This is a genomic window from Bradyrhizobium sp. CCGB01 (assembly GCF_024199795.1).
GTDB lineage: Bacteria > Pseudomonadota > Alphaproteobacteria > Rhizobiales > Xanthobacteraceae > Bradyrhizobium.
The window spans coordinates 6,685,990-6,699,400 of record NZ_JANADK010000001.1 but is presented as its reverse complement, the minus strand read 5'-3'; the positions used below and the strand labels follow the sequence as shown (position 1 = coordinate 6,699,400).

Annotated in this window: 15 protein-coding genes and 1 pseudogene; 9 read left to right on the top strand and 7 right to left on the bottom strand. The window is 63.3% G+C overall.

Annotated elements, in window-relative coordinates:
• Positions 1 to 106: 106 nt before the first annotated feature.
• Both NLM25_RS31360 and NLM25_RS31355 read right to left on the bottom strand, forming a co-directional pair.
• Complete coding sequence (locus NLM25_RS31360) at positions 107 to 382, bottom strand: hypothetical protein (protein ID WP_254139582.1); 276 nt, start codon at positions 380 to 382, stop codon at positions 107 to 109.
• A gap of 96 nt (positions 383 to 478) precedes the next feature.
• On the bottom strand, positions 479 to 1,087 hold the full coding sequence (locus NLM25_RS31355; protein WP_028156659.1) for a S24 family peptidase: 609 nt from the start codon (positions 1,085 to 1,087) through the stop codon (positions 479 to 481).
• Between the two features lie 161 nt (positions 1,088 to 1,248).
• Between NLM25_RS31355 and NLM25_RS31350 the strand changes: the two genes are divergently transcribed.
• Entirely contained in the window at positions 1,249 to 1,782 is a 534-nt protein-coding gene (locus NLM25_RS31350) for a GcrA family cell cycle regulator (protein WP_254139581.1), read from the top strand.
• A 45-nt stretch (positions 1,783 to 1,827) separates the two neighbouring features.
• Complete coding sequence (locus NLM25_RS31345; protein ID WP_254139580.1) at positions 1,828 to 2,403, top strand: hypothetical protein; 576 nt, start codon at positions 1,828 to 1,830, stop codon at positions 2,401 to 2,403.
• 44 nt (positions 2,404 to 2,447) lie between these two features.
• Here NLM25_RS31345 and NLM25_RS31340 read toward each other — a convergent pair whose 3' ends face one another.
• A complete protein-coding gene (locus NLM25_RS31340; RefSeq protein WP_254139579.1) occupies positions 2,448 to 2,804 on the bottom strand; it encodes a hypothetical protein in 357 nt (118 codons plus the stop codon).
• Between the two features lie 205 nt (positions 2,805 to 3,009).
• Between NLM25_RS31340 and NLM25_RS31335 the strand changes: the two genes are divergently transcribed.
• The 3 genes from NLM25_RS31335 (at position 3,010) to NLM25_RS31325 (ending at position 4,290) form a co-directional block, all read left to right on the top strand.
• Positions 3,010 to 3,231, top strand: coding sequence for a hypothetical protein (locus NLM25_RS31335; protein ID WP_254139578.1), 222 nt, complete (start codon positions 3,010 to 3,012; stop codon positions 3,229 to 3,231).
• Positions 3,232 to 3,619: 388 nt separating this feature from the next.
• The gene (locus tag NLM25_RS31330) at positions 3,620 to 3,805 is read left to right on the top strand and encodes a hypothetical protein (RefSeq protein ID WP_014493704.1); all 186 of its coding nucleotides are present in this window, start codon (positions 3,620 to 3,622) and stop codon (positions 3,803 to 3,805) included.
• A 143-nt stretch (positions 3,806 to 3,948) separates the two neighbouring features.
• Complete coding sequence (locus NLM25_RS31325; RefSeq protein WP_254121542.1) at positions 3,949 to 4,290, top strand: phasin; 342 nt, start codon at positions 3,949 to 3,951, stop codon at positions 4,288 to 4,290.
• A gap of 304 nt (positions 4,291 to 4,594) precedes the next feature.
• Here NLM25_RS31325 and NLM25_RS31320 read toward each other — a convergent pair whose 3' ends face one another.
• The gene (locus NLM25_RS31320) at positions 4,595 to 4,771 is read right to left on the bottom strand and encodes a hypothetical protein (RefSeq protein WP_254139577.1); all 177 of its coding nucleotides are present in this window, start codon (positions 4,769 to 4,771) and stop codon (positions 4,595 to 4,597) included.
• A gap of 96 nt (positions 4,772 to 4,867) precedes the next feature.
• Between NLM25_RS31320 and NLM25_RS44495 the strand changes: the two genes are divergently transcribed.
• Positions 4,868 to 4,999, top strand: a complete 132-nt coding sequence (locus tag NLM25_RS44495; protein ID WP_375166945.1) for a hypothetical protein — start codon at positions 4,868 to 4,870, stop codon at positions 4,997 to 4,999.
• Positions 5,000 to 5,115: 116 nt separating this feature from the next.
• On the opposite strand, the pseudogene NLM25_RS44490 reads toward NLM25_RS44495, so the two are convergent.
• Positions 5,116 to 5,358: pseudogene (locus tag NLM25_RS44490) on the bottom strand (alpha/beta fold hydrolase); the annotation flags it as partial.
• A gap of 476 nt (positions 5,359 to 5,834) precedes the next feature.
• On the bottom strand, positions 5,835 to 7,631 hold the full coding sequence (locus NLM25_RS31310) for a ShlB/FhaC/HecB family hemolysin secretion/activation protein (protein WP_254139576.1): 1,797 nt from the start codon (positions 7,629 to 7,631) through the stop codon (positions 5,835 to 5,837).
• 130 nt (positions 7,632 to 7,761) lie between these two features.
• On the opposite strand from NLM25_RS31310, the gene NLM25_RS31305 reads away from it, so the two are divergent.
• Positions 7,762 to 9,006: a FecR domain-containing protein gene (locus tag NLM25_RS31305; RefSeq protein ID WP_254139575.1), complete on the top strand. Its 1,245-nt coding sequence runs from the start codon at positions 7,762 to 7,764 to the stop codon at positions 9,004 to 9,006.
• Between the two features lie 63 nt (positions 9,007 to 9,069).
• A complete protein-coding gene (locus tag NLM25_RS31300) occupies positions 9,070 to 11,814 on the top strand; it encodes an EAL domain-containing protein (protein WP_254139574.1) in 2,745 nt (914 codons plus the stop codon).
• A gap of 19 nt (positions 11,815 to 11,833) precedes the next feature.
• On the opposite strand, the gene NLM25_RS31295 is transcribed toward NLM25_RS31300, so the two are convergent.
• Complete coding sequence (locus tag NLM25_RS31295; protein WP_254139573.1) at positions 11,834 to 12,094, bottom strand: hypothetical protein; 261 nt, start codon at positions 12,092 to 12,094, stop codon at positions 11,834 to 11,836.
• Between the two features lie 263 nt (positions 12,095 to 12,357).
• Here NLM25_RS31295 and rocF point away from each other — a divergent pair, with 263 nt between their 5' ends.
• Complete coding sequence (gene rocF, locus NLM25_RS31290; RefSeq protein ID WP_254139572.1) at positions 12,358 to 13,335, top strand: arginase; 978 nt, start codon at positions 12,358 to 12,360, stop codon at positions 13,333 to 13,335.
• Positions 13,336 to 13,411 lie beyond the last annotated feature (76 nt).

Sequence of the window (13,411 nt, the reverse complement as noted above, 5' to 3'; positions counted from 1 at the left end):
GAGCGTTTTCGAGCGAAGTCGATACCGGTTTGCGTAAAGAAAACGCGTCAAAACAAAAATCTGGAGCGCCGTTCCGATTCCATCGGAGCGGTGCTCCCGGCCTGCGTCACGTCCGCTCATGCTTGCGCAGGTCGCGGGCGTGATCGAGCCGGATCGCCTGGAGGTCGACTTCTTCAGGTGGAACCCGGGGGAGGGCGGCCTCGGTCAGGATGGCCTCGGTGACGTCCTCGACCGAATTCTCCGCGATTTCGTGGATGAACGAGATGTTTTGATATTCACCCGAAGCGACGCGGGAGACGACCTCGCGCCTTGTGATTTCGGGATCGACGACCGCCTCGCGTCCGCGCCGCCCATAGTCGATCATCACGACGAAATACTGCATGAAACGATCCTGCCGCGCCCGTGGTCGGAGCGCGGCAGAGTATTTACGAAAATCAGAACTAAGTCAAGGAACTTTCCGAAAATCGGAAATAGACGCCTATTTGCTCTTCTTGCGAGGGCGCGCCGACTTGGCACGCAGCCGCTCGAGCTGACCCTTGGGCATGGACAGGCAGATCTCGCCGACCCATTCGAGCTTGACGCCGACGATCGGCTTGGCGTTGAAGCTGGTGAGGTTGACGACCGAGGGCGACTTGCCCCGCTCGATGGTCTTCAAATAACGCTCGCCGGTCTTGAGCCGCACCACGGCTTCTTCGCCGTAGAAGCTCGACAGCGGATGGCGCTGATCCTTGTAGACCACGATCACGTCGCCGCTCTCGTATTTGGGCAGCATCGAGTCGCCCACGATCTCGAAGGCGACCGTCTCTTCCATGATCGGGAATGGCAGCGCGATATCGCCGAGGCCCTCCGGCGGAACCTGCTCATAATCCGGCTCGATCACGGCGCCGGCGCCGACGCGGCCCATGATGGGCGCGAGATTGAGCTCAAGATATTCCATGATCGGAATGATTTCCGACGCCTTCACCAGGCGTTCGCCGCCGAGAATCTCCGACACCGCGCCGGGCCGCACGCCCATGGCTGCCGCAAGGCCGCCCTTGCTCTTGCCCGTCTTCTCCAGGCCCCGCTCGATCATAGCAACGTCCAACATGGTGATTCCCTCGATTACCCATCGTCCCGCCTCTTGTAATCCGAAATTCGGAATTGATGCAATTATGAATATCAGAATTATGGCTTGACTATCGCTTCGGAATACCGGAATGTGTGCTCCGCCTTCCGGTCGCGCGATCGGGGAAATCACAGGACAGCTGCATGGAACCGGGCCATTGGCCGTCGGAGCACTCCGACGCGCTTCGCGACTATTTTCTCAAAGGCATCTCTTATGCGGAGATCGGACGCCAGATTAACGCAAGGTTTGGAACCGCTTATACGCGCAGCGCGGTGGTCGGCCGCGCCAAGCGCCTCGGCCTCATCGCGCCGGCACGGATGAGGAGTCCGTCGATCGTGCCGTCTTTGCCGGGTGAGGCGTGGATGCCGTCGCCGCGCCGGTCGACATTGCCGTACCTGAACGTGCCGCCGAAGTCCGCAATGAAGCCCGTCGCGCGGGTCAAGTTGCGCTGTGTCGGCGTCCAGCCGCGCCTGATCACGCTGGTCGAACTCGGGCGCGACGACTGCCGCTATCCCTATGGCGGCGACAGGGAGGGGGAGGAGATCGCCTTCTGCGGCCATCCGCGCCAGCCGGGTTCGAGTTACTGCGCGCCGCATGCTCGCCTGACGCGGAGATCCGGATCTGGATCCGCCCGTGCCGCTGGTCCCGTCGTATTGAGGCTGGTCTCTGCCGCCTGACGGATTGCTATCCGTTGGATCGTCAATTTTGCAAGGAGTATCCGAGTGGCCCGTGCCCGACGCAACAAATCCTACAGACTGAGTGGAATCTACGACCGGCGATCGCGCGAGGCGCCGTTCAATGCCGATTTGGCGGAGGTCGAGGTCGACAATCCGCTGGCGCTTGATGCCGGCGAGAAGATCGTGGCCGTCCGCTCGGTTCGCGGCGATCCGCTCGGCCGGTTACACGCGCATCACCAGATCGACGAGGCGCAATATCGCGGCGGGCGCGCCTTCCAGACCGATTGGGAGAGGGCGGAGCGCGGTCCCCAGGCGGTGGACCCGACGCGCGAATATGTCGATGGCACGCGTTCGCGCGAGCCCGTCACCGAGGGCCAGCGCCAGGCTGTGCTGCGCCTGAACCACGTCGAGCGCGAACTCGGTACCGACGGCGCCGCGCTGGTGCACGACGTCCTGGTGCTGGGGCTGACCATGGATCAGATCGGGGAACGGCGCGCCGTTCGGACCCAGCGCTGGAACGACTATTTCGCACGGCGCTTTCGCGAATGCCTGGACCGGCTGGCGCTGGTCTACGGCTTTGCAACGGAACGCGAGGCTCGTCGGGCACAGCGGTCCCGATGACGGCGGTGCGCCTGCGAGCCCGGCCGCAGGCGCACCGCCGCTCCTTAGGGATGCGGCACGATCTGGTAAGGCGTCGTATAGGGCTCGACACGGAGCGATGCGTTGGCCAGAAGCCCGATCTTCGCGGTCGGCGCCTGTTGCAATTCGCCGTTGGGGCCGCGATGCACGTTGTACTGCCAGACCGTGAGATCGCCCTTTTGCGCCAGCGCGTGCGCAACCGCGCTCGCATCATTGCCGCCGAGCGCCTGGAGTTCCTCCGCCGACAATCCGACGACGATCTCGTCCTTGATGGTGACGATCTTGAACAGATTCATTCTGGTCTCCTGCGCCCGTGCGCCTTGTATCGAGAGGGTGAGAAGCGCGACCGCGGCGCCCTTGATGAGATCGCAGCGAGAAAGCATGCCGTCGTCCTTTGGTGCTGAGGCGCGCCCGAATCGAGAAGTCCGTCAGCCATGGCGCCCCTGGTCTGCGTGGCCGCTTCGCAACCGCTTGGTCGTTCCAGGTTGAACGACGGTTCATTGGCAGAGATAATCTTCGGACCGATGAACCTTGGGGAGGTCATCCAAGTGCCCCGTCCCTTTGCCTGCACAGAGCCGCAGTACTAAGGTGACGAATGATGGCCCGGACATGATCTTCCAGGGCGCATTCGACGAGATGCAGCGGGGCGACAAGAAGGCCGATCCCAAGGCGCTGGCCGCATCGCTCGGCTTCACTGGCGGACGGATCAAGACGCTGGAGACCGGATGCGAAGTCGAAGTTCATTTCGTCGACGATACAACCGCCAAGGTCGGGCTCAACAATTACGTGTATACTCTGAAGAAACTTTAATCTGACATCGCCAATCGCCGTTCACACCGGAAACACGGCGAAACGGCGCGCCGATTGACAGCGATCAAGGCTGTGTGCGTGAGTGATGCCGCTTCTTGACGCAGGAGGGTGACGGCTGTTCATATTCCTGTTATCCGGAATTGCCGTGGTGCGCTGCAGACGGAGCATCGCTGCGGCGACGGTTGGGCTTGCCGGAAGGGTTGTTTCTTGACATAATTGCAACCTGTTCGGTTGAGCCAGTTCGTGTGAATATGCGGTTCAGCGTGCTAACCCACCGGGTGCCCCGGCGGAGATCTCAAGGTCACCATGGCGTCCGGTCATGGTGTTCGGTTCTCGAGCGAGACCTCGATATCTGATCACGAAGGCCGATGCTTGTCATAGGTGCGAGATGAAAAACCTCAATTTCGCGGCTGAACTGCACCTTAAGCTCGGCGCGCCCGCAAGCAGCACCGTCGAAAGTCTACGCCTGCTTCGTGCGTTCCTGAAGCTAGCGCCTCGACAGCGCTTCGAGGTCATCAAGCTGGTCGAAGACCTCGGCACCGAAGAAACCCTTCCCGAGCACCCCCTGTCCTGAGCCCGGCCGAGCGCCGGCGCTACGCCTCGTTCCCCGTTTCCTACCGGAGCCGGACCGCCGGACGGCGTTTGTTCCCCAGGCTCCCGCTGGAATGCGATCCGGCAAGTGTGGTATTCAGTTGGGAAAAAGGGAGGAGGACGACCATGATCGAACCGAAGCTCGAAGTCCCAGCCGAACTGCGCGATTTGGCCGAAAAGACGATCGACCAGGCCGAAAAGGCATTCGGCATGTTTTTCGAGGCCGCCACGAAGTCGATGACGTCGGTTCCCGGAGCGGGCACCGAAGTGTCCAAGCAGGCGCTCGCGTTCACTGAGCAGAACATGAAGTCGGCGTTCGAGCACGCGCGCAAGCTCGTGCAAGCCACCGACCTTCAGGAAGCGATGCGAATCCAGTCGGACTTCCTGCGCAGCCAGTTTACCAGCGCAGGGGACCATATGCGCCAGATGACCGGCAGTTTCATGCAGCCCGGCAAGGGGAAGTCCTGATTTCCGGCGGGTGCGCCGCAGGCCCACATATTGATCGTGCGTGATGCGGAGATCCGCACGTCGCTGCTGGCGCAGGTCCATGACAGGCCACCAAACAGGCTATTCGCCGTCCATCATGCTTTTGCTGATCCCTGTCGGTCCTCCGGCAGGGATTTGCATTTCGCGGATTGTGTCGCGACCCGTCAGCGCGCAGCTGATGTAGCGATCCGATGTAGGCCGCGATGCCGTCGGGTTCGGTCCGATTCAAGGGAAAGTTGCCGATGCATCCGGCGACCCCCATGCATTTGCTTTCGGCCGCCGGCGCTCAGCCGCAGCACGATCCTGGAAATTGCGAGAGATCGATGCGGGCGATGATCGACCGCAGCAGCTTGCGGGTCGCACGATAGAGATACCGCGCAAATGCCAATGCCCTCGCTGCGGGCAGGCCAAAGCTTGCCGCATCAAGACTTTTCGTATCAAGGCTTTCGATGGAGCGCGACACGTGCCTCTCCGGGATGGTGAGGCCTTCCTATCGTAGCCAGCCCGAAGCTGCCTTGATCTGCCGCAAACGGCTCCGGGCTAATAGTCGCCGGGGTTCATGATCATCGGGCTTCTGGTGTCCGCCGGCGCGAGCGCGCTGCTGGCACTGTCACGCAGGAAGCGGTCGAGCGTCTCCTGGATCTTCTGCTTGACCGCATCGGGACCGCGATCGCTCATCTCGGTGTGCTGAGCACCGGTATGGACGATGTCGATGCCGCGCGCCTTGGCTTCTTCCGGCGTTGGCAGCACGCCCGGATCGGTCTGGAAATGCGGATCCTTGGAGCGGAACGACAAGATCTTCATGTTGTCGCTGAGCACGAAGGGCACCCGCAGATTGTCGAGCGTAATCACCTTCGACACGATCTCCGGGTGCTGATGTGCGACATACATCGAGACGTCGCCACCGTTGGAATGTCCGACGAGAGTGATGTGGTCGTAGTCGACGTTTTCCTGCCGTCGCTTCAGTTCGGCCAGGCTGAAAAGGATGTTGGCCTCGCAGCGGATATAGACCTCGCGCCGCCCGACATATTGCTGACCGACATGGGTCATCAGCGGCGGATCGCTCGGCAGGTCCTGCTGGATGCTGGCAACGAGATAACCGCGTGCGGCGAGCACGTTGGCGAGGAAGGAATACTCGGTGGCCTTGACGGTGTTGCCGTTGCTGATGATGGCGAGCGGGAGCTTCCAGAGTCCGAGATTGGCCTTGGTCTCGTAATCGCGCCGAACCGCGAGTTCGACCGTGATCGGCCGCTGACGCGCGGCATCGAACAGGGTCAAAACCTCATGGCGGATCGCGAACCGGCTGACCACGAAATACTGGCCGACGCCGAGGACGCAGAGAAAAGCCAGGATTGCAAACACCCTTTTCATGGATCGGTCTCAAATCACTTTCGGCTGAACATGGCTATCGGGAACTCCCGGATCGAGCGATCGTGAGCAGGCTGCGGGATTAAATTTCGGCAAGTCTGTGAGAAGCGCCCCAAAAGGGCCGCATCAAGGCGCGCGTCAACCGAAAGGCTGTGCGGCTAGAGGCAGCCGCCCCTGCCGCGTTCGGGGCAAAGCCGGAACGCGCTCGACAGGGTGAACAGGAAGCGCGGGCTGCGGCGCTCGTTGTCCGGCGCCCGGTAGCTCAAGGGAACGGCCACGCCGAGATCGGCCTGGAGATCGTCCGGCAGGAAGAACCGCACGCCGGCTCCGGCCGATGTCAGCGCCAGGCCGTCGCTCAGGCGGTAACCGTCGTTCCAGACTGCGCCCGCGTCGCCGAAGGCGTAGAGCTGATAACCGGTCCAGTAACGGAAATTGAGCTTCTGGTCGAAACGCACTTCGAGCGAGCCGGCAAGGCCATTGTCGCCGCTGATCTCGGCCGCCCCATAGCCCCGGCCGAACGCCGCACCGCCGAGATAGAATTGCTGCGAGGTGAAGAGCGGCCGTGATGCCGTTTGGCTCGCAGCGGAGAGCCTGAGCGACCAGGCGTCGTTGAGCGTCTGGTAGCGCGTGAACCAGAGGTTCAGCACCGAGAAGTTCGACGCGGCGCCGTCGCGCGACAACAGATCGTCGTCGAAATGCGAGGCGCCGAAGATGTCGAGGCCCTGACGGTAGGTCAGCGTCGCGAAATTGGTGCCGCCGAAGCGATCCTGGAGCCGGTAGTCGGCGGTCAGGCTCGCGGTCCTGATGTGGTCGTTGTACCACGGGCCGTAAACATCGTGCTCGGACACGTTGCTGAAGATCCCCGCCATGGTGAGCGTCAGCGCCGAAGATTGTGACATGAAGGGCACGGTGCTTGCCCGCAGCTCGAACGCCTCTGTCGTGGTGATGTCGCTGTCGAGTCGGCGGGCGTCGCCCGGCCGGACCGCGCTGTACAGCACGGAAGCGCCGAGACGCACGCCGTCGACGCCGACGGGTGCGTCATAGGACAGCCGCGCAAAGCCGAGCTCGCGCGGGTCGTTGGTAATCGTCGACAGGTTGACCGCGAGCGTGTCGCCCGGCGTGAGATAGGAGTTGAAAGCGCCGGTCGCATAGGTCTGCCACGGGCCGACTGACGACGAGCCCAGATTATCCAGGCCGAACGACGAGAAGACGTGCCAGGTCTTCAAATAGACGATGAGGCGGAAGCGGCCGGTGGCACCGCCGATCTCCTCGAGTGCGGTGTCGGTGATCCGGACGCCCGGCCTGCCGTTGATGAGAAAGAGTTGACGTTCGAGCGTTGCCAGGCGCGACGGCTGCTCGGCAAGAACCGGCCCCAGCATCGGCCTCACGCCGAACTGCCCGGCGCCGTCGCCTTTCAGCTCGGCTTGCACGATGGCGCCTTCGATCACCTGGATCCGGACACGGCCGTCGGCGATGTCCTGCGGCGGCACGATCGCGCGGCTTAAGTGGAAGCCGTCTGCGCGGTAGAGATCGCTGATCGCGCCGGCGATCGCGGCGAGGTCGGCTTGCGAGACCTTCTTGCCGAGATAGGGCTGATAGGCTGCGGCGATGCGATCGCGGGAAATGGCTTGGGCGCCGCTGACATTGACGCCGCGCAGCACGAATTGCGGCTTTGTATCTCCACCAGTGTTGGGCTGGCCGACATTCGGCAGCTTGACCGAAGGACGGCTCAGCGATTCCTGCTCGGTTTGGTTCTCAAAGTATTTCTCGGGCTGACGCGGATCAAAGCCCGGCTGGTTCGCCTGCTGTGCGAAAGAGTGCGGGACACTCGTAAAAATTGGTGCCAGGAGCGCCAATGCGGCAAGGAGATGCCGCTTCTTAAGGCACGCGGCGAAGCGGTCCCCGTAGTTTGACTGAGATCTTCCCGCAGTGCCGTAAGAGTTCGTTAGCTGCATGATTTTTCTTAGTTTTTTATGGTCAATGATTGGTTAATGCCGCTGCTCGGCTCGCCACTTCCCGCTAATCCTCTCTTGAGTGATTTCGGATACGTCCCCGGTCTGGCTGTAACGCGGACTGAGGAACGTCATGCTCGGCAGAATTGGAATGCGGTGCGGCTTTGCGGCGGCGCTGATCCTGGGAATGGCTTCCGCTGCATCGGCCGCAGAGGATGGCGTCTGGTCAGTCAGCAAAGCCACCGGCGAGGTCTGGGTCGCCACCACCGGCGCGCAGCCTGTGTCGTTGAATCAGGACGAGGCGCTCAAGCCTGGCGACACCATTCGCACCGGACGAAACGGACGCGTGCTGCTCGTCCGCGGCGAGGAATCGATTTTGATCTCTCCCAACTCGGTGGTCGGGTTGCCGGCCGAGAAGAAGGAAGGGCTCTCGACCACGATCATCCAGCGGGCGGGTTCGATCCTGCTGGAGGTCGAGAAGCGCAACGTCAAGCATTTCGAGGTCGAGACGCCGTATCTCGCCGCCGTGGTCAAGGGAACGCAGTTCAGCGTCACCGTGAATGCTGGCAGCACCAAGGTCGGCGTGGTCCGCGGCCAGGTTGAAGTCTCCGACTTCAAGACCGGACAGATCGCGCAGGTCATGCCGGGACAAGCCGCCACGGCCTTCGAGCACGGCAAGCCCGGCCTCAGCCTGAGCGGTGCCGGGACCTTCAATCCGATCGAGCACGGCAAGCCGCGCGCCTCGACGATCGAGCGCGTCCCGGTGCCCAAGTCGGGCCTGTCGGCACCGCGCAACGCGGCAAACGGCCATGCGATCCATGCGCTCGGTCCGATCGACAAGGGGACCAAGGCGGCCGGCGCGGCGGCGCAATCGCATCCAGCGGCCGGCGCTCAGGCGCCCAAGGGCGGCGTCGTGCGCATCTCGAGCTCGCTCGGCGAGGTCAAGCTGAACTTCAACAAGGTCACGCGCGGGCTCGCTCACGGCGCCGTCGCGCCGGGGCGCGTGCGTAACGCGAACGCCAGTAGCAGCAGCACCGAAACGGTCTGGAGCGATACGAAGGCAAGCACGACGACAACGGCCAGCAACAGCTCCAGCGTAACGGCGGTCACGGCGAGCAGCAGTGCATCCGCGGCCAGTGCCACGTCGACGTCGTCAAGTGCGACGACGACCGTTGCGACGACTGCTGGTTCGACCAGCGACGTGTCCGGCGGAAGCTCGGGCACCGGAGGCAGCGGGACCGGCGCGACCGGCAACGGTAGCAGCGGCAATAACGGCAACAGCGGCAGCGGGAATAGCGGAAGCGGGAATAACGGCAACAGCGGACGCGGCAACAACGGCCACCACTACGGTTGGTATTGGGGCAGGGGCCATCGCTAGGACTGTGCCGTCGGTATAGGGGAGCACCTGGCGGCGGGTACCGCCGGTGCGGGGGGGAGCAAAGTGAAGCGAAATCGGCCGCATATTCTTGTCATGATCGCGCTTGCGGTGGTGCTATCCACGGGGTGGCACGGCGCGCTTCGCAACGCGCTGACCGATCTGCGGTTCGCCTGGCAATCGCGTACCGCCAGCGGCAATGTCGTTGTGGTGGCCATCGACGCGCCCTCGATCGACCAGATCGGGGTGTGGCCCTGGCCGCGCCGGCTCCACGCGGAGCTGTTGCACAGGCTCGAGGCCGCGGGCGCGCGGGACATTGCCTTCGACGTCGATTTCAGCACACCATCGGACCCGGCCTCCGACGAGGCCTTCGTCACGGCGCTGCGCGAGGTCGGCGGATCGACGATCCTGCCCTCCTTCAAGCAGCCGACGCCGAATGGTGGCGCAGCTCACATCAATCGTCCGCTGAAGCCGTTCAGCAACCAGTCGTGGCCGGCCGTCGTCAATGTTGCGATCGAATCCGACGGGCTCGTTCGCCGCTATCCGGTCGGAGAGAAGCTCGGCGATGCCGTGATGCCGTCGATGGCCGTCGTGTTGGCCGGGCAGGACGCCAATCGGCGGCCACCCTTCCTGATCGATTTCGGCATTCGTGCAGCCTCCATCCCAAGCGTCTCCTATTTCGACGTGCTGCGCGGCGATACCGCGACCGTGGACAAGCTGAAAGACAAGAAGATCATCGTCGGTGCTACCGCGCTCGAACTGGGCGACCGGTTCAGTGTTCCAAACGGCAAGATCATCTCTGGGCCCGTTCTCCAGGCGCTCGCGGCGGAATCGATCCTCCAGAACCGGATGCTGCGCTGGACGTCCGATGTCGGCATGATCATTGGGTTGGGCCTGATCTGCCTGTTGATGATGTATTCGTGGCGCCGTTTGGCACCGGGTATCCGTGTCACGATCCTGGTCGCCGCAGGAGTGGGCGTGGAACTTGCTGCTGCCCTTGTGCAGGCAAGCTGGCCGCTCATCATCGACACGTCGCTGTTTCACATTGCAATCATTGCCTATCTGACGGCGATCGCACTCGACGAAATCGATTTCCGTAGTCTCCTGGGACGCATTGCCGAGAGCCGCTTTCACCGTATCGCGATGTCGCTCGGCGACGGTCTGATCTGTACCGACGAGGATCACCGGATCACGGTGTGGAATCCGGGCGCCAGCGCGATCTTCGGCTACATGCCGACTGAAATGATCGGACGTCCGTTCGAAACGCTCTGCGCGCAGCCCGCCGACGGTGGCGCAAAGGTGTTTGCCATGCGCGATGCTGCGCGCCAGGCGCTGTTGGTGCCCGGCGGCGCCGTCGTCGTCGAGTTCGAAGGGCGGCGGAAGAACGGCGAGACGTTCCCGGTCGAAGCGAGCTTCTCGGGCTGGCAGGGCACGGATGGCTTCCAGTACGGAGCGATCCTGCGCGACATCTCGGTCCGCAAGCGCGAGGCCGAACGCGTCAGGTATCTCGCCGAACATGACGCGCTGACAGGTCTTGCCAACCGCAACATGCTGCATACGAGCCTAACCAATCTGATCGTTGCTGCGGAGCGGCGGTCGTCCGACGTCGCGCTGCTCGTGCTCGGGCTCGACGGCTTCCAGCAGATCAACGACATGCTTGGACATGCGGCCGGCGACCTCGTGCTGCGGGCCGTCGCGGAGCGCCTCCAGTCCAAGGTCGATGGTAAGGCAGTCGTCGCCCGGCTCAGCGGCGACGAGTTCGCCATCGTGCTTGATTGTACAGAGGCCGGCGAGCCGATTGTGGAGTTTGCGGATCGGATTGCGCGCGCGTTCGAGGAGCCGCTCATAACGGGCGCGCGCCAACATCGCGTTAGGGGCAGCATCGGCGTCGCCGTCTATCCGGAAGGCGGGCACAACGCTGACGATCTTCTCAGCAATGGTCATCTGGCGCTGAGCAAGGCAAAGATGACGCGGCGCGGCAGCCATGTGATCTTCGAGAGTGCGATCAGGCAGGAGCTGGAGAACCGGCTGACGCTCGAGAGCGAACTGGCGCTTGCCGCGGATCACGGCGAGTTCGAACTGTTTTACCAGCCACAGGTTCGGCTGGTCGACGGCAGCCTGCTCGGGGCCGAAGCGCTCATTCGCTGGCGGCATCCCGTGCGCGGCTATGTCTCGCCCGGGGAATTCATGCCGGTGGTCAACACCTCGGCCCTGTCCGAGCGGATCGCGAATTGGGTGATGGAGACCGCCTGTCGGCAGGCCCGAGCCTGGGAATTGTCCGGCAACAACGTGCGCGTCGCGATCAACCTCTCGCCGTCGCAGCTGGATTCCGGCGACCTCGCGCCTGCCGTTGCGGCGCTGCTCGAGGTGACGGGGCTCACGCCGTCGCTGCTCGAGATCGAGGTCACGGAGGATATCCTGCTCCATGACGAAAGCCGCGTGCTCGACATGTTCAAGCGGATCCAGCAGCTCGGCGTCCGCGTTCTGTTCGACGATTTCGGCACGGGTTATGCGAGCTTGAGCTACCTGAAGAAGTTTCCGCTCGACGGGCTCAAGATCGACCGGTCGTTCGTGCTTGACGTGCTCACCGATTCCGATGACGCCGCGATCGTCGGCTCGACCATCGGTCTCAGCAAGCAACTCGGGCTCACTGTCGTGGCCGAAGGCATCGAGAACCGTGCCACGGCCGACTTCCTGGTCAGCATGGGATGCGAGGAAGGGCAGGGATATTTCTTCGGCCGCCCGATGCCTGCCGCGGCGTTCGAGAGGCAATTCCTGGCCGCTGAACTCGAAGCGGTCAGCGCAGCCTGAATCGCTTCAACTCCGATCGCTAGCGCCGGCGTGCGACCGCCACGCCGAAGAGGAAGGCGACGAACAGGCTGGCCAGGGGCGCTTCGCGCGTGATTGCCGCGACTGTCGCGAGCGGCCGGCCGGGTTTTCGTGCTTCGTCGATTGCGGCAGTGAGGCGATCGACCGCGGCATGCAGGCCGCCTGCGACCTCGCCGATGGTGCGGGACACGTCGGTCGCTGCGTCGATGGCACGCTCGGCAACCCCGGGCTGGGGATTGGGCTGCGGTATTTCCGTGCTCAAGCTCGCGACTCCAGAGTTGGAAAAGAGATGGAGGCCGGCACCTTTGGCTATCCGCGCGAGCGCTCGTTTTGAACAGCGGGTCGAACGACCTTTGGCTATCCGCGACAGGCGCCGTCTGTAAACGGCGGGTGCCGGCCTTGCGGAGGAAATGCGGCGTGCGGGAATTTGTTCCAGGGCGCGCGGGCCCTTTCGTCATCCCCGGGCAACGACGGGTGCGAATCTCTGTTAGGCTGGCGGAGCCTTGCTGATCTCAGGAGACTGCCGTGACCGATCGGATCATGACGGATCGAGCCCGGCGCATCGCCTTGCTCGGCGCGCCCATCGACATGGGGGCTTCGCAGCGCGGCACCTTGATGGGCCCTGCGGCGCTGCGCACCGCCGGCCTTGCGGCACTGCTCGAAGGCCTTGATTTCGAGGTTGTCGATTGCGGCGATCTCTCGGTGGCGGAGGTCAGCGACCTCGCTGACAGGCCGCCGGGAAAAGCCAATCACTACCGCGAAATCCAGCGCTGGACCCGCTTGCTGAGCCGCAAGGGATATGAGATCGCGCAAACCGGCGCGCTACCGATCTTCCTCGGCGGCGATCACACATTGTCGATGGGCTCGGTGAATGCCATGGCGCGCCACTGGCAGGAGCGCGGACGCGAGCTGTTCGTGCTCTGGCTCGACGCCCATGCCGATTACAATACGCCCGAGACGACGATCACCGCCAACATGCATGGCATGTCGGCGGCGTTCTTGTGCGGCGAGCCCGGCCTCGACGGATTGCTCGGCGATGATCCGCGCACTTCGATCGATCCTGATAGGCTGGACCTGTTCGGTGCGCGTTCGGTCGACAAGCTCGAAAAGGAGTTGATGCGCACACGCCGGATCAGGGTTGTCGACATGCGCCAGATCGACGAGTTCGGCGTCGCTGTGCTGATCCGGCGTGTCATCGAGCGTGTCAAGGCGAGCAATGGCGTGCTCCATGTCAGCTTCGATGTTGATTTCCTCGATCCCAGTGTGGCTCCGGGAGTCGGCACCACGGTACCGGGCGGAGCGACCTATCGCGAGGCGCATCTCATCATGGAGCTGCTGCACGATTCCGGCTTGGTGGGATCGGTCGACATCGTCGAGCTCAATCCGTTCCTGGACGAGCGCGGTCGCACCGCGCGCACGGCGGTGGAGTTGATCGGCAGCCTGTTCGGACAGCAGATCACCGATCGGCCGACGCCGAGCAACGCGATCGCTCCGGGCGAGTAACGCGAGAGATGTTTGTGCGTTGCGAAGAATGGAACTGCTGACGCGACCGGCGGATTTGGATCAGTCATGATCGAAA